This is a genomic window from uncultured Peptoniphilus sp., assembly GCF_946998875.1.
Lineage (GTDB): Bacteria > Bacillota > Clostridia > Tissierellales > Peptoniphilaceae > Peptoniphilus_A.
In genome coordinates this window covers 56661-79984 of record NZ_CAMQAY010000004.1, presented here as the reverse complement: position 1 = coordinate 79984, position 23324 = coordinate 56661, and the positions used below count along the sequence as shown (strand labels likewise).

General features: G+C 34.3%; 22 protein-coding genes and 1 riboswitch. Of the genes, 6 read left to right on the top strand and 16 right to left on the bottom strand.

Annotated features, from left to right (window positions below; genetic code table 11):
- From lysS to Q0U74_RS03075, 4 genes are all read right to left on the bottom strand, one after another.
- The coding region (gene lysS / locus Q0U74_RS03090; RefSeq protein WP_297392637.1) for a lysine--tRNA ligase at positions 1 to 1504 on the bottom strand (1504 nt) is incomplete at its 3' end.
- 10 nt (positions 1505 to 1514) lie between these two features.
- Positions 1515 to 1988: a transcription elongation factor GreA gene (gene greA, locus Q0U74_RS03085; protein ID WP_297392636.1), complete on the bottom strand. Its 474-nt coding sequence runs from the start codon at positions 1986 to 1988 to the stop codon at positions 1515 to 1517.
- Positions 1989 to 2173: 185 nt separating this feature from the next.
- Entirely contained in the window at positions 2174 to 3103 is a 930-nt protein-coding gene (gene dusB, locus Q0U74_RS03080) for a tRNA dihydrouridine synthase DusB (RefSeq protein ID WP_297392635.1), read from the bottom strand.
- A 10-nt stretch (positions 3104 to 3113) separates the two neighbouring features.
- The gene (locus Q0U74_RS03075; RefSeq protein WP_297392634.1) at positions 3114 to 3896 is read right to left on the bottom strand and encodes a type III pantothenate kinase; all 783 of its coding nucleotides are present in this window, start codon (positions 3894 to 3896) and stop codon (positions 3114 to 3116) included.
- Positions 3897 to 4069: 173 nt separating this feature from the next.
- Between Q0U74_RS03075 and Q0U74_RS03070 the strand changes: the two genes are divergently transcribed.
- A complete protein-coding gene (locus Q0U74_RS03070; RefSeq protein WP_297392633.1) occupies positions 4070 to 4609 on the top strand; it encodes a biotin transporter BioY in 540 nt (179 codons plus the stop codon).
- A gap of 134 nt (positions 4610 to 4743) precedes the next feature.
- Positions 4744 to 7185, top strand: coding sequence for a transglycosylase domain-containing protein (locus Q0U74_RS03065; protein ID WP_297392632.1), 2442 nt, complete (start codon positions 4744 to 4746; stop codon positions 7183 to 7185).
- Between the two features lie 181 nt (positions 7186 to 7366).
- On the opposite strand, the gene ftsH is transcribed toward Q0U74_RS03065, so the two are convergent.
- The 11 genes from ftsH to Q0U74_RS03010 all read right to left on the bottom strand — a co-directional run bounded on the left by ftsH (position 7367) and on the right by Q0U74_RS03010 (position 17293).
- The gene (gene ftsH / locus Q0U74_RS03060) at positions 7367 to 9346 is read right to left on the bottom strand and encodes an ATP-dependent zinc metalloprotease FtsH (protein WP_297392631.1); all 1980 of its coding nucleotides are present in this window, start codon (positions 9344 to 9346) and stop codon (positions 7367 to 7369) included.
- 15 nt (positions 9347 to 9361) lie between these two features.
- Entirely contained in the window at positions 9362 to 9895 is a 534-nt protein-coding gene (gene hpt, locus Q0U74_RS03055) for a hypoxanthine phosphoribosyltransferase (protein ID WP_297392630.1), read from the bottom strand.
- On the bottom strand, positions 9882 to 11216 hold the full coding sequence (gene tilS, locus Q0U74_RS03050) for a tRNA lysidine(34) synthetase TilS (RefSeq protein WP_297392629.1): 1335 nt from the start codon (positions 11214 to 11216) through the stop codon (positions 9882 to 9884). Before tilS ends, hpt begins: the two co-directional genes overlap by 14 nt.
- Before the next feature lie 44 nt (positions 11217 to 11260).
- Complete coding sequence (locus tag Q0U74_RS03045) at positions 11261 to 11638, bottom strand: S1 RNA-binding domain-containing protein (RefSeq protein ID WP_297392628.1); 378 nt, start codon at positions 11636 to 11638, stop codon at positions 11261 to 11263.
- 9 nt (positions 11639 to 11647) lie between these two features.
- Positions 11648 to 12016, bottom strand: a complete 369-nt coding sequence (locus tag Q0U74_RS03040; RefSeq protein ID WP_297392627.1) for a septum formation initiator family protein — start codon at positions 12014 to 12016, stop codon at positions 11648 to 11650.
- 30 nt (positions 12017 to 12046) lie between these two features.
- A complete protein-coding gene (locus Q0U74_RS03035; protein WP_297392626.1) occupies positions 12047 to 12289 on the bottom strand; it encodes an RNA-binding S4 domain-containing protein in 243 nt (80 codons plus the stop codon).
- A gap of 96 nt (positions 12290 to 12385) precedes the next feature.
- Positions 12386 to 12664 carry an HU family DNA-binding protein gene (locus Q0U74_RS03030; RefSeq protein WP_019124088.1) on the bottom strand — a complete coding sequence of 93 codons (279 nt, stop codon included), beginning with the start codon at positions 12662 to 12664 and terminating at the stop codon, positions 12386 to 12388.
- 131 nt (positions 12665 to 12795) lie between these two features.
- Positions 12796 to 13713: an SAM-dependent methyltransferase gene (locus tag Q0U74_RS03025; protein WP_297392625.1), complete on the bottom strand. Its 918-nt coding sequence runs from the start codon at positions 13711 to 13713 to the stop codon at positions 12796 to 12798.
- Positions 13714 to 13841: 128 nt separating this feature from the next.
- Positions 13842 to 14798 (bottom strand): hypothetical protein, encoded by a 957-nt coding sequence (locus tag Q0U74_RS03020; protein WP_297392624.1) that lies wholly within the window; start codon positions 14796 to 14798, stop codon positions 13842 to 13844.
- 116 nt (positions 14799 to 14914) lie between these two features.
- Positions 14915 to 16087, bottom strand: a complete 1173-nt coding sequence (gene metK / locus Q0U74_RS03015) for a methionine adenosyltransferase (RefSeq protein ID WP_297392623.1) — start codon at positions 16085 to 16087, stop codon at positions 14915 to 14917.
- Positions 16088 to 16207: 120 nt separating this feature from the next.
- Positions 16208 to 16300: riboswitch (SAM riboswitch) on the bottom strand.
- A gap of 39 nt (positions 16301 to 16339) precedes the next feature.
- On the bottom strand, positions 16340 to 17293 hold the full coding sequence (locus Q0U74_RS03010; RefSeq protein ID WP_297392622.1) for an AEC family transporter: 954 nt from the start codon (positions 17291 to 17293) through the stop codon (positions 16340 to 16342).
- An 86-nt stretch (positions 17294 to 17379) separates the two neighbouring features.
- Here Q0U74_RS03010 and Q0U74_RS03005 point away from each other — a divergent pair, with 86 nt between their 5' ends.
- The 4 genes from Q0U74_RS03005 to Q0U74_RS02990 all read left to right on the top strand — a co-directional run bounded on the left by Q0U74_RS03005 (position 17380) and on the right by Q0U74_RS02990 (position 21742).
- On the top strand, positions 17380 to 18288 hold the full coding sequence (locus tag Q0U74_RS03005; RefSeq protein ID WP_297392621.1) for a hypothetical protein: 909 nt from the start codon (positions 17380 to 17382) through the stop codon (positions 18286 to 18288).
- A 32-nt stretch (positions 18289 to 18320) separates the two neighbouring features.
- On the top strand, positions 18321 to 18530 hold the full coding sequence (locus Q0U74_RS03000) for a DUF1858 domain-containing protein (RefSeq protein ID WP_019124082.1): 210 nt from the start codon (positions 18321 to 18323) through the stop codon (positions 18528 to 18530).
- A gap of 76 nt (positions 18531 to 18606) precedes the next feature.
- Positions 18607 to 20634 carry a YcdB/YcdC domain-containing protein gene (locus Q0U74_RS02995; RefSeq protein ID WP_297392620.1) on the top strand — a complete coding sequence of 676 codons (2028 nt, stop codon included), beginning with the start codon at positions 18607 to 18609 and terminating at the stop codon, positions 20632 to 20634.
- A 64-nt stretch (positions 20635 to 20698) separates the two neighbouring features.
- Positions 20699 to 21742 (top strand): polysaccharide deacetylase family protein, encoded by a 1044-nt coding sequence (locus Q0U74_RS02990; protein ID WP_297392619.1) that lies wholly within the window; start codon positions 20699 to 20701, stop codon positions 21740 to 21742.
- A 93-nt stretch (positions 21743 to 21835) separates the two neighbouring features.
- On the opposite strand, the gene gltX is transcribed toward Q0U74_RS02990, so the two are convergent.
- On the bottom strand, positions 21836 to 23311 hold the full coding sequence (gene gltX, locus Q0U74_RS02985; protein ID WP_297392618.1) for a glutamate--tRNA ligase: 1476 nt from the start codon (positions 23309 to 23311) through the stop codon (positions 21836 to 21838).
- Between the last annotated feature and the right edge of the window lie 13 nt (positions 23312 to 23324).

The following is a 23324-nucleotide window of genomic DNA, read 5'->3' as shown; positions in this document are numbered from 1 at the left end:
TTGACAAACCCCCATTTTCTGCCTTTTCTAAGCCTATTGGCTTCATTGTTGGGAATAAAAGTACATCTCTAATAGATGGTTGGTCTGTTAAGAGTACAATCATTCTGTCAACGCCAATTCCAAGTCCCCCTGTTGGTGGAAGACCTACTTCAATTGCGTTGATGAAGTCTGAATCCATTGGATGAGCTTCATCGTCGCCTGCTTCTTTTTCTCTAACTTGTGCTTCAAATCTTTCTCTTTGGTCGATTGGGTCGTTAAGTTCAGAGAAGGCGTTGGCAAATTCCCAAGTGTTTATGAAGGCTTCAAATCTTTGTGTAAGTCTTGGATCCTCTGGATTTCTCTTTGCAAGTGGAGAAACTTCTACTGGATGGCCAATTACAAAAGTTGGTTCAACTAGGTGTTCTTCGCAGAATTCTTCAAACATTTCTGAAAGAATTTTGCCCCAAGTGTCGTAGTCAGAAATTTCTAGTCCCTTTTCTCTTGCAATTTCTCTTGCCTTTTCATCTGTATCGATTTCGTTAAAGTCTACATCAGCGTATTTTTTAACTGCATCGATCATGGTGATTCTCTTCCAAGGTGCCTTTAATGAAATTTCTGTACCTTGATAATTTATTTTATCTGTTCCAAGAACTTCAAGTGCTACATATTCGAATAAGTTTTCAGTTATTCTCATCATTTCATGGTAGTCTACATAGGCTTGGTAAAGTTCAATATTTGTAAATTCAGGATTGTGCTTAGGGTCCATTCCTTCGTTTCTAAACATCTTGCCCATTTCATAAACTTTTTCAAAGCCACCAACGATTAATCTCTTTAGGAAAAGTTCGTTGGCAATTCTAAGTTGCATGTCAATGTCAAGAGTGTTGTGATGAGTGTAGAAAGGTCTTGCATTTGCTCCACCTGCTACTGTGCCAAGGATTGGTGTTTCAACTTCCAAAAATCCTAAGTTGTCTAAAAATTCTCTAATTTTTTTGATGATTTTATTTCTCTTTATAAATACATCTTTTACTTCTGGATTTACAATTAAATCAACATATCTTTGTCTGTATCTAAGGTCTGGGTCCTTTAGTCCGTGGAATTTTTCTGGAAGGATTTGAAGTGATTTTGAAAGTAGTGTCAAGTCAGTGGCACGAACTGTGATTTCACCAGCTTCTGTCTTAAATACAACTCCCTTTACTCCAACTATATCTCCAATGTCAAGTCCCTTTACTTCTTCGTATTTATCTTCAAGGACATCCTTTCTTGCAAATACTTGGATAGTTCCCACTGAATCTCTAAGGTCTAAGAAACAAATTTTACCGTGGCGTCTCTTGCTCATTACACGACCAGCTATGGAAACTTCTCTCTCTTCATCTTCCTTGAATTCTTCTTTGATGTCCATTGAATGAGCAGTTACATTGTAAGTTTCATTTACAAAGGGGTCCTTTCCTTCGCTTTTTAATTCGTCAAGCTTTTGTCTCTTTAACAAAAGCATTTCATTTAGATTTGCATCTTCTGTTTTTTTCACAAATTGCCTCCTAAATAGTTATTCCGCAAATTTCGTATTTAATAATTCCGTCTGGAACTTCAACTTCCACTACATCGCCAATGCGATTGCCAATAAGTCTTGAGCCAACTGGTGATTCATTAGAAATTTTTCCTTCTAGTGGATCTGCTTCTGCTGAACCAACAATTGTGTATTCGTCTTCTTCCATAGTGTCAAGTTCTCTTACTTTTACGCTTGAACCAATGTTAACTACATCTGTATTTAAATCTTTTTCATCAATTATCTTTGCATTACGAAGCATCATTTCAAGTTTTGCGATTCTCTCTTCAACTTGTGCTTGTTCGTTTTTAGCTTCGTCATATTCAGAGTTTTCAGAAAGGTCGCCATAACCTAGGGCAACTTTAATTCTTTCAGAAACTTCCTTTCTTCTAACTGTTTTTAAATACTCAATTTCATTTTCAATTTTTTCTAGACCTTCCGGTGTGAAAAATATATCTTTTTCCAAAATTCTCTCTCCTCAATATATAAAAAATAAGGCGTCAGCCGCCCTTAACAAAAACCTTTTAATCTAGGCTATTATAGTCGAAAGTTCTCTTTATGTCAAGATTTTAAAGTTTTTCCATGATTTTTTCATAAAATTTCTACAAAAAAATAAAAACTCCGCACTTTTATGCAGAGTTTAAATTTATTTTAGTCTAAAGTTTCAATATAAGCTCTAATAAGATTAATTATCTCATCTTTGTCCTTTAGTGTGTTTAATTTATTTCTAATTTCCTTGGAGTCCCTCATACCCTTAAAATAATTGGAGTAGACCTTTCGCATTTCAAGGATGCCAAGTTTTTCTCCCCTGTAAGATATTTTTCTCTCAAGTTCATCTATCATTAAAAGAAGTTTTTCTCTGTCACTTGGCTTATAGTAGTTTCCAGTTTTTATAAGCTCTTCAATTTGATTAAAGATGTAGGGGTTTCCCACAGCGCCGCGGCCTATTGCTATGCCATCAACCTTGGAATAATTTATTTTTTCTAGGGCATCTTCAGGACTATCTATGTCGCCATTTCCAATTACGGGGATTTTTACATTTTCCTTGACAGACTTAATATAGTCCCAATCTGCTTTTCCTGTGTAATATTCTTCTCTGGTCCTTCCATGGACTGTGACAAAACTTGCCCCTGCTGCCTCAATGTTTTTTATTGCCTTCATGGAAGAAATTCCCTTTATTCCCTTTCTAACCTTAACAGAAACAGGCTTTTTTGAATTTTCTACAACAGCTTTTACAAGGTCATAGACAAGGGATGGGTCGCTTAAAAGATGTGAGCCTGAATTATTTTTTACAATTTTTGGTGCAGGGCAACCCATATTTATGTCGATATAGGAAAAATTATAATCATTTAAAATGCTTGCAGCTTCCCCCATAATTTTTGGATCAGAGCCAAAAATTTGCACAGAAACTTTTTTCTCCTTGGGAGAAATTTCTAAAAGGTCTAGGGTCTTTTTGTTTTCATAGACGAGAGCCATGGCTGAAACCATTTCTGTCACAGTTAAGTCTGCTCCCTTTTCTGTTGCCACTTCTCTAAAGGCTATGTCAGTGTAGCCTGCCATTGGTGCTAAAATTTTTAACACAAAATCACTCTCAATCTATTTTGCTATTTTTTTCAAATATAATTTTTAGCCCTTCAAGAGTTAAAAATTTGTTGATTATAAAATTATATTTTGAATCACTTGTTAACATCGTAGAGAAACCACCAGTGGAAATAATATTTGTATCTTCTTCCTTCCAGTCCAGTTCCTTTAAAAGTTTTTCTACAATTCCATCAATCATTGCTGTGTAACCGTAATATAGACCAGATTGCATTGCTCCAACTGTATTAGCTTGAATAACTTTTTCTGGTGCAATAATTTCAATTTTTGGAAGTTTTGAAGTCATCATAAAAAGTGCTTCAGCAGAAATGCCAATGCCTGGCATAATTAAACCACCAAGATAATTTTTTTCCTCGTCTACTATACAAAAAGTCATTGCCGTTCCTATGTCAACTATAATGGATTTTTTTCCATAAATTTCTAGTGCCCCAACAGCATTTACAAGTCTATCGGCACCAACTTCCTTGGGATTGTCGTACTTAATATTAAGTCCCAAGTCTAAGTCTGCACTTACAATCATTGGGTTTTTATTAAAATATTTTCTAACCATAGAAGGAAGTGTGTGCATAAGGTTTGGCACAACGGATGAAATTATTACATTTTCAATATCTTGTGGATCAATATTGGCATGAGTTAAGGTATTTATAAAAATAAGACCGTACTCATCTGATGTTCTAGTCTTCACAGTGGAAGTCCTAAAATCATTTACAAGCTCATCCCCCTTATAAACGCCCCAAGTTATGGAAGTATTTCCTACATCTATTACTAATAACATTTTTACACCTCTTTAACAAATTGTTTTCATTATATATTTTATAATCTTCACTTTCAACTAATTATTTACCCAATATTTATAATAAATCAATTTATTTAAAGAGTGAAAAATTTTGTGTTAACCTTGTTGACAAAAGAGTAAACATTGTGTACTATATCTTTCGGAGGTTAATGATGAAAATTAAAACAAAAGACATAACAAAAATTGCACTTTTAGTTGCACTTATAGCTGTGGGAGCTTTTATTTCCATACCAATTGGACCTGTTCCTTTTTCTCTACAAAACTTTTTTGTATTTATGACAGGACTTTTACTTACACCTTTTTATGCAGGACTTACAGTTTTCATATATGTCCTACTTGGCTTAATTGGTCTGCCAATTTTTGCAGGCTTCACTGGAGGCTTCCAATCCTTTTTAAAACCAAGTTTTGGATTTTTAATTGCCTTTATAATTGGTGCAATTTTTATTTCTAAATTCGCTCATGGAGAAAAAAACTTTGGCAAAATTATGATAGTTCTAATTTTAGCAGAAGTTATTTTCTACCTAATTGGTCTTCCCTATATGTACATCATTTTAAATAATGTAATGGGTACTTCCATGGGCGTGGCAAAAGTCTTTTCCATTGGCATGATTCCTTTTATCATACCTGATATGGCAAAGGCAGTGGTGGCAGCAATCATTGCGCCAAGAATTTTAAAAGCTATGAAGAACTAAGCTTTTAAAGACTAAATAGTTTATAAGTAATAGAATAATTTATGTTAAAATCTCGCCACTGTGCGGGATTTTTTCATATCTACTTATAGTTATATGATTAAAATTCTGTTATAATATCAAGATAGGAGGTTGTTATGAAAGATTCCAAAAACAATAAAGCTCGTGGAATAATAAAATTTTCAAGCCTAATAAAAATACTCATACTAGTAGTTGTCGCTGCAATAATCATTTTAGGTTCAATGGTCACTGCTATTGTACTTGGTATTTTTAAAAAAGCTCCCCAAATAGAACCAACAGAATACAGAGCCCAACTCTCTGAAACTTCTAGGATCTATACCAATGATGGAAAACTTATTGAGACTTTAGTCTCCGATGAGTTTAGTGAATTTGTTCCCTACGAGGATATACCAAAAAATTTAGTAAATGCCATTGTGGCAATAGAAGATGAAAGATTTTTTGAGCACAGTGGAGTTGACTATAGAAGAGTCGCAGGTGCTCTTGTCCACGACATAAAGACAAAATCCTTTGACCAAGGTGCATCTACTATTACAATGCAGCTTGCCAAGAACTTGTACACATCTTTTTCAAAGAGCGTTGTGAGAAAAATCACAGACATCTACTATTCCTATCAAATAGAAGAAAAACTTACTAAGGAGCAAATACTTGAAGCTTACTTAAACTCTGCAGGCTTTTCTAAGGGTACAGTTGGCGTCCAAGCCGCTGCAAAAACTTTTTTCAACAAGGATGTGTCTGAACTTGACCTTGCTGAGTGTGCACTATTAGCAGGTGTTACAAACTTGCCAGAAAAGTACACTCCCTACAACACTCAAGAGATAAGTGAAGATGATGACCTTGGAAATATTGAAGTAGTTTTACTTCCAAAAAATGAAGGTTCAGAGCCAAACTCTGACAAAATTATTGAAATTTCAAAAAATTTAAATGAACTTGGACAAATAGATAACTTTGAACTTATTCAAATAGAAAATAATTTAGTAGTGCCAGTAAAGGCTGTCTTCAATGAAACTTCTCAAGTTAGACAAAAATTAGTTTTAAAGAAAATGGCTGAGCAAGGTCTTATTACTAATGAAGAATATGAAAATGCCTTAAATGAAAAAATTGACATCAACATAGGCTCTCGTAAAGAAAGTGGGATTTCATCTTTCTATACAGATGTTGTACAAAAAAATACCATTAAGATTTTGATGAACTCTGGCTACACAAAGGAAGAAGCAACAAATAAATTATTTAATGGCGGACTAAAAATTTACACACCAATGGACATTGACATGCAAAGGACGCTGGAACAAGTTGTATCAAATCCTAAATATTATTACGGCACTTTCACAGAAAAAAATGGAATAATACAACCACAAGTTGCCTCAGTTATCATCGACCAAAAAACTCACGAAGTTAAGGCCCTTGTTGGCGGTAGAAATGTTAGTGGTGGCAGACTTTTAAATAGGGCTTTAGTTCCAAGACAACCTGGATCTTCTATTAAGCCAATTTCAGTTTATTTAACTGCCTTTAACAATGGTGCCACTGCAGGTGATGTCTACCTTGACGCAAAGATGCCAGAAAAATTATTTGGTCACTCACCTAAAAATGCTGGCAGCTATTACCAAGGTTGGACTACAATAAGAAATCTTCTTCGTCAATCATCAAACGTTGGCGCTTATCAAGTTGCCAGAGATATTTCTGCCGATAAAGATGCAAAGGCAAATAAAAATTCAACTTATTCAAAGGTCTATAATGACGATGAGTCAATTAATAAGATGATTGAAACATTAAAATCAATTGGCGTCAGCACAATCGTAGAGAAAAAAGACAATCCAACTTGGAATGATATGGACTATGCTCCTCTTACTCTTGGCGGCATGAGCTATGGCATTAGTCCCTTCGAAATGGCTGGAGCTTTTACAACTCTTGCCAATGAAGGAAAATATGCTAACCCTTATGTAATTACAAAAATTGAAACTAACACTGGAGATGTTATCTATCAAGTTGACCCTAAGGAAAAAGAAGTCACTTCTCCACAAAATGCTTATATTTTAACAGATATGTTAAGAGATGTTGTTAAAAGGGGAACTGGTCGCAACGCTTCCTTCCCAGGACAAGACATAGCTGGTAAAACTGGTACAACTACTGACAAGAAGGATGTTTGGTTTGTTGGTTACACTCCTTACTACACTTGCTCAGTTTGGATAGGAAATGACAAACATCAAAAGCTTGCCTTTGGTTCAACTCAATCAGCTTATCTTTGGAAGCAAATTATGAAGGCTGTTCACGAAGACTTGGACAAAAAAGAATTTGAAGAACCAGATGGAATCTTCACTAAATATGTAAATGGAAGGCGTGAACTCCTAGCTGACGGAACTAAGCCACACTATACTAATAAGTTAGGTTGGTATAGAGATTCCGATGATGAAGAAAAGAAGAAGGACAAGGACAAAAACAAGAATAATAACAACAATAACAAGGAAAATAAAAAGAAGTCCTCTAATGAAAATGGTGGCAAGAAAAAATCTCATTCAAAAAAATCAATTTTAAATGAAGATGCAAATAAAGATGAAGATTAAGAAACTGGAGTAAAGCTCCAGTTTTTTATTGTCTTTTTTTAATCTAATAATAATATTCTTAGCTGCCTTACAAAAAAACTGCTAAAGAAAAATCTCTAGCAGTTTTAATAAAATTTTAAATTGTAAAGGACTAAGAAATTTTTAGTAAAAGAAAAAAGCCCCTAGGGGCTTTTAATAAAATTTATTCAGAATCCTTTGCTTCTTCTTTGTCTTCTCTGTCTTCACTGACTTCTCTGTCTTTCTTTTCGCTTTCCTTTTTGCTAATTATTTGGCGTGCTTCTTCAGAAAGATCAGTGACCTTTATGGAGTCGTCAATGTCCATGGACTCTTCTTCCAACTTTTCTCCATTAAAGATTCTTTCAAAGTCCTTGGCATAAATTGTTTCCTTTTCCAAAAGTGCATCAGAAAGTGCCAAAAGCTTGTCTAAGTTGTCGCTTAAAAGTTCCTTACACTTTGAGTAGCCTTCATTTATTATTCTTGAAACTTCTTCGTCGATTTCTGCAGCAGTTCTTTCAGAATAATCCTTTGACCTGCCAAGGTCACGACCTATAAAGACTTCATTTTCAGAAGAATCATAATTTATGGTGCCAAGTCTGTCGCTCATTCCATATTGAGTTACCATGGCACGGGCAATTTTTGTAGCCCTTTCAATGTCATTTGATGCGCCAGTAGATATGTCATCAAGGACAAGGGACTCTGCAACTCTTCCTCCAAGTAGAGATACAATGGAAGCTTCCATTTTTTTCTTTGTCATAAAGGAAACATCGTCTTCTGGAAGATAGGCAGTAAAGCCGCCAGCCATTCCCCTTGGAATAATTGTTATCATGTGCACTGGGTCTTCTTCTGGAAGAAGTCTTGACACAATTGCGTGTCCTGACTCGTGAACTGCAGTTAGCTTTCTTTCCTTTTCTGAAACTACACGAGATTTTTTTGCAGGACCTGCTTGCACCTTAATTGATGCTTCGTCAACATCTTCCATGGAAATTTCGCTGTCATTTCTTCTTGCAGCAAGTAAGGCAGATTCGTTCATCAAGTTTTCAAGATCTGCTGGAGTAAAGCCAGGAGTTCTCTTGGCAATGACTTCAAGGTCAACATCCTTTGCTAGTTTTTTGCCCCTAGAGTGAATTTCAAGTATTGCCTTTCTGGCACGGACATCAGGCTTTCCTACATAAACAGTTCTATCAAATCTTCCTGGTCTTAAAATGGCAGGGTCAAGTATGTCTGCCCTGTTTGTTGCAGCCATTACTATTACGCCTTCGTTAGTGCCAAAGCCATCCATTTCAACTAAAAGTTGGTTTAAGGTTTGCTCTCTTTCGTCATGACCACCACCGAGACCTGCTCCTCTTCTTCTTCCAACTGCGTCAATTTCATCTATAAAAATTATACATGGTGCATTTTTCTTTGCATTTTCAAATAAATCTCTTACTCTTGAAGCACCGACACCTACAAACATTTCAACAAAGTCAGAACCACTCATGATGAAGAAAGGCACGCCTGCTTCGCCAGCAACTGCTTTAGAAAGATAAGTTTTACCCGTTCCTGGAGGTCCTACTAAGAGAACTCCCTTTGGTATTCTTGCCCCCATATTTATAAATTTCTTAGGATTTTTTAAGAAATCAACAATTTCTCCAAGTTCTTCCTTCTCTTCTTCAAGACCTGCAACATCTTTAAATTTTACTAGATTTTTTGAATCTTCCTTATTTATAAGTTTTGCCTTGCTCTTGCCAAAGGAATTCATCTTTCCTCCGCCACCGCCAGCTTGTTGCATCATCTTGTACCAGAAGAAAATTAATACTCCCAACATCAATAGAGTTGGAATCCACTCAACAAGAAAAGAAGTTTGCTTGGTAGGTGTAGAAAGTACATTTAACTCTCCAGCATCAGATTTTTTCTTTAAATAATCATTATAAAAAGTATCTGAGGCTTCCTTTGGTATTATAGTCCTAAAGGATTCATCGCTTTTTAATTTAACGCTGGCAATGGAGTCAACTCCATTTTGTAGGGTTACACTCTTTACATTTCCCTTTTCAAGCTCTGTGACAAATTCAGTAAAACTTTTTTCATCCACTGTATTTACTGGTGGGCTGAAAAATTTTATTGTAAGCACTAATACTACTATTAGTACAATATAAAAACCTGCTCCTCCAAATTTTCTATTCAACTATATCACCCCTCCTTATTTTGAATATACAGACTCATCTAGTATTCCAATATAAGGAAGAGCCCTGTATTTTTCGTCATAATCCATTCCATATCCAATTACAAAATAGTCTTCAATTTCATATCCATTGTATTTAACAGGCAAGTCAATTTTTCTTCTACTTGGCTTTGAAAGCATAGTTACAATTTCAATGGAATTTGCACCTCTTGACTTCAAGACCTTTGTTAAATAAGAAAGTGTGATGCCAGTATCAATTATATCTTCCACAATTAAAATGTCCTTGCCAACAATTGAAGTAGAAATGTCCTTTAAAATTCTAACTTCACCCATGGATCTTGTGCCTTGATAACTGGACACATCCATAAAATCATATTCAAGGTCTAAGTCTATTTTTCTCATAATATCTGCCATAAAAGGAACAGCTCCCTTTAGTATGCCAAGTAAAAATAAATCCTTGTCCCTATAATCTTCAGTGATTTTTTCACCAAGTTCCTTAACCTTATTTTGAATTTCTTCTTCAGTAAAGAGAACTTCTTTAATATCTGACATTTTTAACCTCCAAAACGAGTTTATTTAAAGTATTTTCATCTATCTTGACATCTTCAGAAATATCCATGCCAAGTATGTAGATTATCTTTTCTTCATCGCAAATAAGACCTATTTTGTCTCTCTTTAACCTGTCAACTTTTCTGTCTATAAAATAGTCCTTTAACTTTTTATTATTTTTCATGCCAAGAGGCTTAAACCTGTCGCCCCTTTGTCTAATTCTAATAAAAAGGCTTCCTTTAATTTTATCACAGTCTATAGTTTTTATAAAGAAGTCTCCCTTAGAAATTGACCCATCTTTTGAAATAAAAATTTCACCAAAGTCTGTGTAATTATTACCCAATTTTAAGCTTGCTGCTCTCTTAACTTTTTCAGTTTTTTCCTCTTCAACAAAAACTTTGTCGTAGGATTTTCTAGCAGAGACCTTGCTGCCAAGATTGATGACTCTTCCGCTTTCCCCCAGTATTAAATCGTAGATACCTAAAATATTTTCTCTACTTAAGATATTTTCACTGTAGAAGTTTTTTGCCAAATAAGATTTAATTATCTCGCAAGCTAGGAATTTGTTAAGCTTTTTCATTTCATCTACAAGAAAATAATTATCCCTAAGAGAATTTTTATAATTTTCTTCAACAAGTTCTTCAATAAATTTATTTGCATCAGAGGCATTTTCTGAAAGCCTAAGAAGGGCATCAATAATATTTGGATTGAGTTCACTTAATTTTGGGATTAGACTTAGCCTAATTTTATTTCTGGTGTAAATTTCTTCAGAGTTTGTCTCGTCCTCAACATAGGTCAAATTATTTTTATGTAAATAGTCCTCTATGTCACACCTTTTTATGTCAATGAGAGGCCTGAATACGCATTCATTGACTTCACTTATTCCAACTAGACCCCTAATACCTGTTCCTCTAATAATGTTAAATAAAAGAGTTTCTGCGCGGTCATTGGCATTGTGGGCAGTTAAAATTTTTCTCCCAGAAGAATTTTCCCTAAAAAATTCATACCTTAAAATTCTTCCAGCTTCTTCTTTAGAAAGTTTATTAACTCTTGCATATTCATTCATGTTCACAGTCTTTGTAAGGCATTTTACACCATAGTCTCTGCAAATATTTTTTACAAAGTCCTCATCTCTTTTGGCAGTCTCGCGAATGCCATGGTTTAAATGGCAGACTATTATGTCTAAATCAAAATCTTCTCTTAAATCCATAAAATTGTAAAAAAGATACATGGAATCGGCTCCACCTGAAACTGCAAGAGACAGCTTGTCGCCTTTTTTTATAATATTTAATTTTTTTAATTTTTCAAAAAATAACTTGTCCATAATAAAAAAAGTGGTAGAACTATCAAAAGATAGTCAACCACTTGCTAATTTCTAGAATTCCTCTTCTTTGTCTTTTGATTATATCTAGCTCTTGCTTCATCAAGTTTAGTATTGCTTTCCTTTAAGAATTTGCTCAAAATATCTTCGAATCTTGAATCCACTTTTTCTTCTTTAGGCTCTTCCTTTTTTTCTATTGCATCCTTAATTGATAGGGCAATTTTTCCCTTTTCGTCAATGCTAAGAACCTTGACCTTAACTTCGTCGCCCTCTTTAATGTGATCCTCAATATTTTTAACAAAAGTATCTGCAATCTCCGAAATATGTACTAAACCACTTTTGCCTTCCTTTAAATCAACAAAGGCTCCAAACTTAGTTACCTTACTAACTACACCTTCAACAATATCGCCTGGCGATAAATCCATAACTTCCTCCTATTTATTTAAATCTTTATTTTTATTATTAGAAACTTTTTCTTCATTTTTTTCATTGGAAAAATTATCTTTATCAGAAACTTTCTCCTTGTTTTTGTCTACATAGATAACCTCTCTTGGTTTAACCATGCCCAACTCTTCCCTAGCAACTTTTTCTACAAAATCTGCAGAAGAAGAATTTTCAAGTTCTGAATTTAAATTATCTATTTCAAGTTTTAAATTAGAAATTTCTTTTTTGTTCCCAGAAATAATTTCTAGTTTTTGATTTCTTATGGAAATTGATTTGCCAATTCTCACAGAACCATATACAACAGAAAATAAAATTATAAGGGCAAGAGCCATTGGGAATTTTTTTCTTTTAGCGTTCATAAATTCTCTCCAATTTAAATCCAATTAGATTCAGTCTATTCTATCGTAAAGAGTTTCTGCATCTTTCTTGCTGTTCACATCAGATATGTCTTTAACCTTAACTTTGATTTCTCTTTCGCCAAGTTTTAAAGTAAGGATGTCGTCTACATTTACATCGTCTGCAGGCTTAGCAACTTTGTCATTTATTTTGACAAGTCCCTTTTCGCAAGCTTCCTTTGCGATAGTTCTCCTCTTAATAAGTCTTGAGTTTTTTAAAAATTTATCTAATCTCATAATTCACTCCACTATGAATATATCAAAAAAACTAGAAAAATTCAATACTTATAAGAAATTTGAGTATAAAAAAAGAAGGCCTTGCCTTCTCTTTTATTACTTATTAACAGCTTCTTTAAGAGCTTTACCTGATCTGAAAACTGGTGCTTTAGATGCAGGAATTTTAATAACTTCTTCTGGATTTCTAGGGTTTCTTCCTTCTCTAGCTTTTCTTTGTCTAACTTCGAAAGTTCCAAATCCAACTAATTGTACTTTTTCTCCCTTAGCAAGAGCTTCTTGAACTGAAGAAATGAATCCGTTTAAAGCTTGTTCAGCGTCTTTTTTAGTAAGACCTGATTTTTCAGCAATATTTGCTACTAATTCTGATTTGTTCATTTGATATCCTCCTTGAAGATTTTAATAATCTTTTCTTAGAATTGCAATGTTCAGAAAACATTGGGCACTCATTGGGCGCGCAAACCTAAGACTGTTACAATTATAACTCAACTTGCATTTATTTTCTACATTTATTTTAAAAAAATCGCTATTTTATCCAATTTTTTATATATTTCTTCATAAATTTGTCGTAAATCGATTAGACCATCCTTGTCCTTTAACAAAATTAGAAAAAATAAGAGGGATAAAATATCTTTTTCTTCTTCATAGTCCATGGAAACTTCTTTAGATTTTTCTAAAAGTTCTTTTTTTATACTTTCAAAATTTTCTTGATCTAAATAAATATCCTTTTCACTAATAATAGAAGAAATTTTATTTAAAATCATATTAAAATTTTTGCCCTGACTTCTTGGAATGTAGACACAGGACTGATGGTTGTAATCGTCAAGTCTTGGAAGCTCATAAATTTTTACTTCTCTAAGAATTTCATCCGGTAGACCTGCATTGGTAATCACATAGGCTAAGTCCTCTTCATCATAAACTTCTTGAAGCAAGAGAGATAAATCTGATGCAATTCTTTTGTTGTAAACTTGAGTGATTAGGGTGTCCCTTCTTGTGTCAAAGTCAAACTTATCTGCATCTGAATCTAAAAACAAAAGTCCATCTACTGCATCTCTTCCCACTGCTGCCAGAACTGGCTCAATAAAAGAAATTCCATTTACTATATTTATTTCAACTTCTCTTTCTATTAAGAACTTCACAGTTTTTTCTGCAACAAGAGGAGTGCCTGGCACAAAATAATTTATGTCTTCTTCTTTAGATTTTTCAATTAAAATTTCTACAATTTTATTGTAAACTTCGTCAAAGCTTTCCATTTCATCGTAGAGATAGTCAAAGGACTTATAATTTATATTATTTTCTTTAAAAAAAGAAAGAGAGTCATGCCTTTCTGTTCTAAGAAAATTTTTGTTTCCATTTTTCATAATTTTTACTGCTTCAAGAGTGAGATCTTTGGCAGAAGTAGAGCCAAGTCCAACAACATTTATCATTTTTATCACCTCTTACATTATATCAGCTTAACTTAAAAAAATCTTTTATTTGTCTGTACTTTTAAGCATAAAAAAGAGAGGTCGCCCTCTCTTTAAATCTTTTATAAAATTTTAATGAAGCTTAAAAATTAATCAAAGCCAAATTTTTTTCTCATTATTTCAAGTTCTTCCTCAGTTAAGTCGCTTTCGTCTACAACTTTTTCTTGTTCTTCTTCAGCCATGTGTTTCTTTCTTTCTTCAACAATTTTGTCGTGTTCAGCAATTACGCTGGCAACAACATCTTGTGGAATATCTATTGATTTCTTTTCTACTTCAGAAAGTTCAACTTCTCCACCTACACAAAGCTTTTTGCCGTCTTCAAATTCGTATACAAAAACTTCAAGTTCACCTGCTGGGTTCTTGATGGAAATTTTATAATCTTCATCAAGACCATCTATGTCATCTTCAAGATAATTTACTACTGCAACTGTGCCTGAACCACAAGATGATTCTCTAAATAAGGTGTCTGAACCCTCTACATAGACAAAGGGTACAAGTTCTAGCTTTTCCTTGTCAAAGAAAATTACTCCATAGGCTTCGTCCTTGTAATCCTTTTTAAGAACTTCAAGGGCAGCTTGGACAAATTTTTCATCTTCCTGGCCTTCAACAATTAGATGACTTATTCCAGGTAGTTGAATGAGTTTGTAGTCCCCACCCTTAACCTTTACAGTCTTCATTGCTAGTGGTGCATCCATTGCAACATAAGCCTTTTGATTTTTTACATCAGCTATTACATCAGTTGTTCCTTCGTGACCACTTACATAGACTTCAATGTCAACAAGTCCATCAGTGTCATAGAAGCCTGCAGAATAAAGTCCATAGGCTCTAGTCGCATTGGCACAAAATTCTCCACCCATCATGTCCATTCTAAGTGGTGCGCCTTCATATGCTGGTGAAATAAATCCAACTTGTTCAACATCCTTATCTATTTGTTCAATTATACATTTTGTATAAGCTTTTCTATAGCCTGGATAAACAGGTGCTACTACAAATCCAGTAATATTACCACAAGGGTTAGCCCTAAAATATTTAAAACTTTTCTTCATAATCATCCTCTTCTCGAATCTAAACTTTAACTAACTTATTTATTGTAACATACTAAGTTAGTGTTTTTTACTCAACAAGCTTTTTGTACCCGATTTTTTAAATTTAACTCACTTATTTATTTTAAATATTTTTTTAAATCTTCTACCCTGTCTGTCTTTTCCCATGGAAGGTCTAAGTCATCTCTTCCAAAGTGACCATAGGCTGCAGTTTGTCTATAAATTGGTCTTAGAAGGTCAAGGTCGCGAATAATTGCAGCTGGTCTCATGTCGAAGTTTTCCATAATAATTTTTTCGATTTCTTCGTGAGATAATTTGCCAGTGCCAAAAGTTTCTACATAGACAGAAGTTGGTCTGGCAATTCCAATTGCATAGGCAAGTCCAATTTCAACTTTATCAGCAAGACCTGCTGCCACAAGATTTTTTGCAATGTATCTTGCATAGTAGGCTCCAGATCTATCTACCTTAGTTGGGTCTTTACCAGAGAAAGCTCCCCCTCCATGTCTTCCAAAGCCACCGTAAGTGTCTACGATTATTTTTCTGCCAGTAAGTCCAGCATCTGCCATTGGCCCACCAATTACAAATCTGCCTGTTGGGTTGATGAAAAATTCTGTGTCCTTGTCAATTAATTCTTCAGGCACAACTTTTTTTACAACTTCTCTTATTATGTCTTCTCTAATTTGTTCCATAGGAACTTCTGGTGCGTGTTGTGAAGATACTACTACATTTTTAAGTCTAAGTGGCTTGTCATCTTCGTATTCAACAGTTACTTGAGTCTTGCCATCTGGTCTTAGATATTCCAATGTTCCATTTTTTCTCACTTCAGTAAGTCTTCTTGCAAGCTTGTGGGCAAGAGAAATTGGAAGAGGCATAAGCTCTTTTGTTTCATTTGTGGCAAAGCCAAACATGATACCTTGGTCTCCTGCGCCAAAGGCGTCAAGTTCATCTACCCCAGCTTCCTTAAATCTGTCAACGCCCATGGCAATATCAGAAGATTGTTCTTTTATTGCAGATAAAACTGCACAAGTTCTTCCGTCAAAGCCATACTTAGCTCTGTTGTATCCAATTTCTTCTAGGACTTCTCTTGCTGTCTTTTCAAAGTCAACATAAGTGTCTGTTGAAATTTCTCCAGTTATAACTATCATTCCAGTGGATGCCATAGTTTCGCAAGCCACTCTCGCAAATTTATCTTCTGCTAAAATTTTATCTAATATAGCATCAGATATTTGGTCGCAAACTTTGTCAGGATGTCCTTCAGTAACGGACTCTGAACTAAATTGCCATCTTTTCATTTTTAATTCCTCCATTTTAAATACCTTTGATTTAATGTATGAATTAATTTTTTGTCTTTATATTTATTTTGAAATACTAATCCATAAAAAAATCCCCACGCAAAAAGTGAGGACCATTAAACCTCATCTTTCAGATAAAAATCTGTGGGATTTAGCACCAACTAGGTTGCCGGGTTTCAAAGTGCCCATTCACTCCACCACTCTCAATAAGGTATTATTTTTTTGTAGATAGATTATAGCATTTAAATTTTTCTAATGCAATAGATTAAAATAATTCATTAAAGAAATTCCCACAGGATAAGTGAGAATACTCATGATAAAACTTAAAGTTATTACCTTTGAGGCAAATTCATAGTCGGATTTCATTTGCTTTGTGAAAATAAAGCAGTTTGCCGCACAAGGTGTCGCCCAAAAGACATAAGCTATGCCCAGTTCCATATTTGTAAAGCCAAGCTTAACTCCAATTGGTATAAGCAGTGCCGGAGCTATAACTGTCTTTATAAAGGCAGAGATAAACATGAGCTTAAAGTCAGACTTCGAAGATTCAAAGTTTAAACTTGCTCCAATTAGTATAAGAGACATAGGCGTTGAAATTTTTGCCACCATTTCAATAGCCTTGTCCACTCCTTGATATACAGGAAGCTGCAAGAAATTAAAAATTGCACCAACAACAACGCCGGCAATCATTGGATTTTTTAAAATTTTTATAAAAATGTCAATAAAGGAAATGCTCTTGTCCTCTGCTTCGCTGTAATAAGTTAAGAGAATTATGGCAGATATGTTATAAAGGGTAAGGCCAAAGGCAATTATGACTATCATGTGCTCCATGGAAGGCGCACCATTATAAATTATGTCTAAAATTGGAAAGCCAACATAGACAAAGTTTGAGCGATAGGCGCAGTGGACGAAGGCAGATAATTTTTTCTTGTCCTTAATCCTCAAAGCCTTGGCAATAATTATTGAAATAAAAATTACAAAAATTACTCCCAAGAGTATATATGCCACATACTTTGGATGTAAGGAGACAATCCTTGCATTTTTTATGTCGTAAAATAATTTAAAGGGCAAGGCTAGGTAAAAGACTATCCATGTACCCTTGTCCACAAAGTTGTTATCTATGTATCCCCTTCTTTTTGCTAAGTAACCCAGTAGCAACACAAAAAAAACAGGTGATACTATATTAAATCCCATTAATAAGTTTTCCATTTCATCACCACTATAAATTATAGGTTAAATATTTTCTCTTGTCGAGAGCCATCTTTTAAAATACAATAGACTTGGGAGGTAATATTATGAAAAAAATTCTAGGCCTTGTAGTTTCATCACTTATTTTATTTTCAAGCATAAATGTCTTTGCTGGCGCAAAAGTTTCTAGCCAAAGCATTGTGCTTGACGGCAAAGACACTGGCGTTAAGGGCTACAATATTGAGGACAACAATTATTTTAAACTAAGAGATGTTGCTGCACTTCTTGATGGAAAAGATGCTGAGTTTAGCGTAAGCTACGACCAAGAGAGGTCAAGTGTCATCATAGAAAGCAAGTCCGACTACACAAAAACTGATTCTGATTTAAGTCCCCTAAAGGACAGCGACAGTGAAGTAAAAAAATCCTTTCATAAAATTCTTGTAAATGGAGTGAGACATTCACTTAATGTCTACACTATTGACGGTTACAATTATTTTAAGCTTAGAGAGTTGGGACAAACTATTGGCTTTGTAGTTGACTACGACCAAAAAAACAATAAGGTTACAATTGACTCAAGGGCAATTGAACCAAAGGCTATTTTAAACAATCAAGTTGAAATAAAAATACTTGATTATAGAGCAAGCTATGGAGATAAAAGTCTGGACATCTTAAAGGATCCAATCTTAGATATTGATAAATTTTTAGGAAATATCAATAATAGTATTCTAGCTACCCAGGATGAAGGACAAGTTAACGGCGAGGCGAAATACATTAAATCAGAAAACATTGTTGAAGTTCTTCCAACTTCTACTAAGTACAATGGCAAATTCACTTACAAGCCTTATATTCAAGTAAGTCAAGGCGAAAAATCTGAAATCTTCCCTTATGAAGGCAAATTTGAAGTTGCAAAAACTTTGGCCGCAAAGGGTTTTGATTCTACAAGTGAATTTGAAATCTCTCTTGGTGGAAAGACTGAAGATCATTTTATTAAATACTCATCTTTTAAATATAAATAAGATTGGGTATAATCTAATAGGAGGTGTTTACATTGGAAATTAAAAAAGAAATGTTAATTGGAGAAATTCTTTCAAAAAAACCAGAATCAATTGGCACTTTAATGAGCTTCGGCATGGGCTGCATCATGTGCCCATCTTCTCAAATGGAATCTCTTGAAGAAGCTGCAATGGTTCATGGTATAGATCCTAATATGCTTGTAGCTGCACTTAATAAAGATAGCAAAGAAGAAGCAGAAGCTTAATTTAAGCTATAAAGGAGGGGCAGAGGCCTCTTCTTTTTTTACATAGATACTTTAATACTTTAATAAGGAGAAAAATATGAATAAGAAATTAATTTTAGCTAGCACTTTACTTTTACTTATAAGCACAAGTTATGCCAGTGTAAATAAAGACCATGCAGTAAATGAGGGCTCCAAATATATTGAAACAGATGAGGCAGTGACCCTTGAAGTGACAGAGGCTGAAAAGAAAAAAGTTGAAGAAATAAAAAAGATTTTTAGCATCACTGGAGATTATGAAAGCTTTACTATTTCAAGTGACCCAATGAATAGTGATAGTGGAAGTGATTACTTAAACAAGCTCATAAAAAATAAGTCCATTACAACTTATAGGTGGTCTGACGAAAAGTTAGGCGAGCTCAGCGTCTCCTACACTAGCGATGGTGAATTTATTTCCTATAATAATAATAAGTGGAGAAATTCTAGTGATGAGAAAAATAATAAGGAAAAATATTCAAAGGATGAAGCTTTAAAGGCAGCAGAAAATATTTTATCTAAAGCAATAAAGGATTTTGACAAGAAATATATTTTATCTGACTACAGCATCTATCCTGGCAGCAAAGATATAGAGTTTTCTTACCAAAGACTTTTATCTGGCATCCCTCTTGCTGATAATTATTTGAATGTAAGCTTTTCAACTGAAACTGGCGAAATAAGTGACATTATGCTCATGGGTTATAATGCCTATGCAAGTACATTTTTAAAGGACAAGGACTTTAAAGAGAAGGCAAAAATTAGTCCTGAAGAGGCAGAAAAATTATTTTTAGAAAAATCACCTCTCACTCTCTCCTACAAGATTTCTAGGGACGGCAAGTCTGTAGAAAAAGTTTTTTCAAGTGAAGTCGTTGATATTGACGCCCTTACTGGCAAAGTTTTTAAAAATGATTTTGTAGACGCTTATGTGCCTTATGCCACTGAAGAGGCAAAGGATTCAGGTGCCTTAAGTGAAGTTGAAGTGAAAAAAATTGATGGCCTTAAAGATTTAAAGAAAAAGTCCGAAGCAAAAAGTAAGGCTCTCGAAATTGTGGGCAAATCTTTTAAGGTTGACAGTATTTCCCTAACTTCCGACAAGGATAATTATTATTACAGAATAAATCTTGAAAAGGAAAAAAATAATGGCAGCCTAGTCTTAAATGCCAAGACTTTAAAATTAGTTGGCTTAGATATTTATACTGACAAAAGAGATGTCAAGACTGTGGTCACTGACGAAGAAGCTAAAAAAATTGCCCTAAACTTCCTAGAAAAGTATGGCGACAAGACTGAACTTAATTTAGATAAAATTGATGTAAATAAATTTGACTACACTATTATCCTTAACATACCAAGGTATGTGAACTCTCTTCCAGTCCTAGATGAAGGCTTAACTATTGCCGTTGACGACGAGAAAAATGTTGTAACTTATCAAAAAGATTTTTCAACAGCAGATTTTAAGAAGGCAAAAGATATTTCAACTACTAAGGATGAGGCAAATAAAATCTATCTAAATTCTAAAAACTTTGGCTTAAAGTATGAAATGACTGAAAAGGGTCCTAAGCTTCTCTATGGAAAAATAAAAAATGTTGTGCCAATAATTGGCGAAGATAAAATTTTGCGAGACAAATTTGGAGATATAGTTAACTTTAAAGACCAAATATCCTATGAAGACTTTGACAAGGCAAGGGATAAGGATGCAATTAATTCTTTAAAGGACATGGAAATTGGAACTATTGGCAAAAAATTATCTGACAAAATAACTTACAAGGAATTTTTAGGTCTCCTTAATGGAAGATACCAAGGTGACTATTACGACTTTGACCGCTATGATTTAGATGGGGATAAGGTAAAAGACAAGAAAATTCCTGAAAAAGATGCCATAAAAATTTTAGTAATAGACAAGGGCTTTGAAGACTTCACAAAGGCCAAGGGAATTTTTAAGGAGGACATCTTTAAAAAGCAAAAATCCCTAGGCGACTATGAAAATTATTATATAGTGGCAAAGGGCCTTGGCTACATTGATAGTGAAATAAATCCAGATGAAGAACCAAGTCTTGAAGAAATTTTATACCTTATCTATAACTCAATAAAGTAATTGTAATTCTTTTGTAATTGCAAGTTTACTCCCACTGATGTATATTATCAGTGGGAGGTTTTTTATGACCCAAACAAAATACGATGCAAAGGCTTATGCAAATAAGAATTCAAATTATGATAAGAGAAAAAAATTAAGAAGGCAAAAAGCTAGAAGGCGAAAGAGAATAAGACAGACCATTTCTATTTCAATTTTTGCCCTAATATTTATTTTTATATTTTCAAAGATCTTTTCTGCAATAAACAAACCAAAGGATGAAATTTCTCCTGCCCTTATGTGGTACTATGCCAATGAAATTAATAAGGACAGACCGAGAAAATACTATTACGATCCTGAATATATATCAAATGTAGCACTAGATCCTCTACTTCGCATGGAAGATGAATTTATAGTTAAGGGATCAAATCACTTGAAGAAAGCTGACAAATATGCCTACGACACAAAGGAAATTCGCCAATACATCAAAAAAAATAATTATGGCGGCGACAAAAAAATTGTATTTTTAACCTTTGACGATGGACCAAACAATACTATAACACCACAAGTTTTAGATATACTAAAAAAAGAAGATGTTCGTGCAACTTTCTTCTTAGTAGGCAAGTCCATTGGAGATAAGACTGCAGGTCAAGTTCGCAAAATTTTAAGAAATGGTAATGCCATTGCCACCCACTCCTTTAGTCACGACTACGACTATCTCTATCCAGGAAGAGTAGTTAGCCCTGAAAGAGTTTATGAAGAAATCGCAAAAACAAATGAAAGGCTAAAAAATATTTTAGGACCTGACTTTCACTCCAGCGTCTTTAGATATCCTGGCGGCGAAATGTCTTGGCAAAACACAGATGCAAGTAATGCTCTCTTGGAATCAAAGGGCATACACTGGATTGACTGGAACTCACTTGTCGGCGATGCAGAAAAAAAATCTGTGAGACCAACTACAGTAAATGGTTTTGTATCTTATCTTGATAAAAGTCTTAATGAAAATAAAAATACAAAAATTGCTGTTGTCCTTGCCCACGATGCAATGAATAAACAGCTTACAGCCGATTCCCTAAGCTCTGTAATAAAATATTTTAAAGACAGAGGTTATGAGTTTGGAGTTTTAAAATAATTTCAAGCTTATAAAGGAACTTAATAAAAAATAAGAGGACTGATTTTTTTCAGTCCTCATTTTTTATTTCACTTAAATTCTATCTAAGTCAAATTAAAGTGAATTTTTAATTTTTTCTGCTCTTTCAATTAATTTATCCTTGCCTAAAAGATAAATAATATTTTGCATTTCTGGTCCGTGAACATTTCCTGAGATTGCAGCTCTTACTGGCATGTAAAGTTTTTTGCCCTTTACTCCAGAGTCCTTTTGCACTTCCTTCATAAGTCCCTTGGCAGTTTCCATATCTATTTCATCATGAGATTTTACAATCTTTATAAAGGAGTCAAGAAGTGCAGGCACATGTTCTTGGGAAAGTTCTTCCTTAGCTGAATCTTCTGTTATTTCAATGTCACCAAATAAGAAGTCAATATGTTTTGGTATGTCTTCTAACTTGTCGCAAGCTTCTCTTACTGTGTCAATTAAAATCTTATACCATTCAAAGTTTCCTCTTATTTCTTCTTCAGTTAAAAGTCCTGATTTTGTCACAAATGGAATTGAAAGCTCAGCTAACTTATCTAAGTCGTAGGACTTCATGTAGTGAGAGTTGACCCAGTTTAACTTGTCAGTGTCAAAAATTCCTCCAGACTTCCCTACTCTTTCAAAGGAGAATTTTTCTATTAATTCATCCATTGTCATAATTTCTTCCCCATCTTCTGGTGACCAACCAACAAGGGCAAGATAATTTACAATTCCTTCAGGCAAATATCCCCTATTTCTAAAGTCTTCAACGGAAACATCGCCTTGTCTTTTTGAAAGTTTTTTTCTGTCCTTATTTAAAACTGTTGGAAGGTGAACAAATTCTGGCGCATCCCAACCAAAACATTCATACATAAAAACATGCTTTGGAGTAGATGGTAGCCATTCTTCTCCCCTTACAATGTGAGTGATGCCCATTAGGTGGTCATCAACAATTACAGCCAAGTGATAAGTTGGGAATCCGTCAGATTTCATCAAAACTTGGTCATCAATTTCGTCTGTGTTTATTGTAACTTTGCCACGAACTGCATCGTGAAAAGTTATGTCCTTGTTCTTAGGAAGTTTTAGTCTAACAACATAGTCTTCTCCTGCTGCAACTCTCTTCTTTGCTTCTTCAAGAGGAATGCCACGGCAAAGTCCGTCGTACTTAGGCACCTTTCCCTTAATTCTTTGTTCTTCACGAAGATTGTCTAGTCTTTCCTTGGAGCAGAAACAATAATAGGCAAAGCCCTTTTCAATTAGTTCATCAACATATTTTTGATAAATTTCTAGTCTATTTGATTGGATGTAAGGACCGCAGTCGCCCACATCTGTTATCTTTCCATCTTTTACAAAGACACCTTCGTCGTGAGTGATGCCTGCCCATTCAAGGGATTCAATTAGGTTTTCTATGGCACCTTCCACATATCTTGTCCTGTCTGTATCTTCAATTCTCAAAACAAACTTGCCACCATTTTTCTTGGCAAATAAATAATTGTATAGGGCAGTTCTTAGTCCACCAATGTGTAAATAACCAGTTGGTGATGGTGCAAATCTTACTTTAATATCTGACATTTTTTCTTTCTCT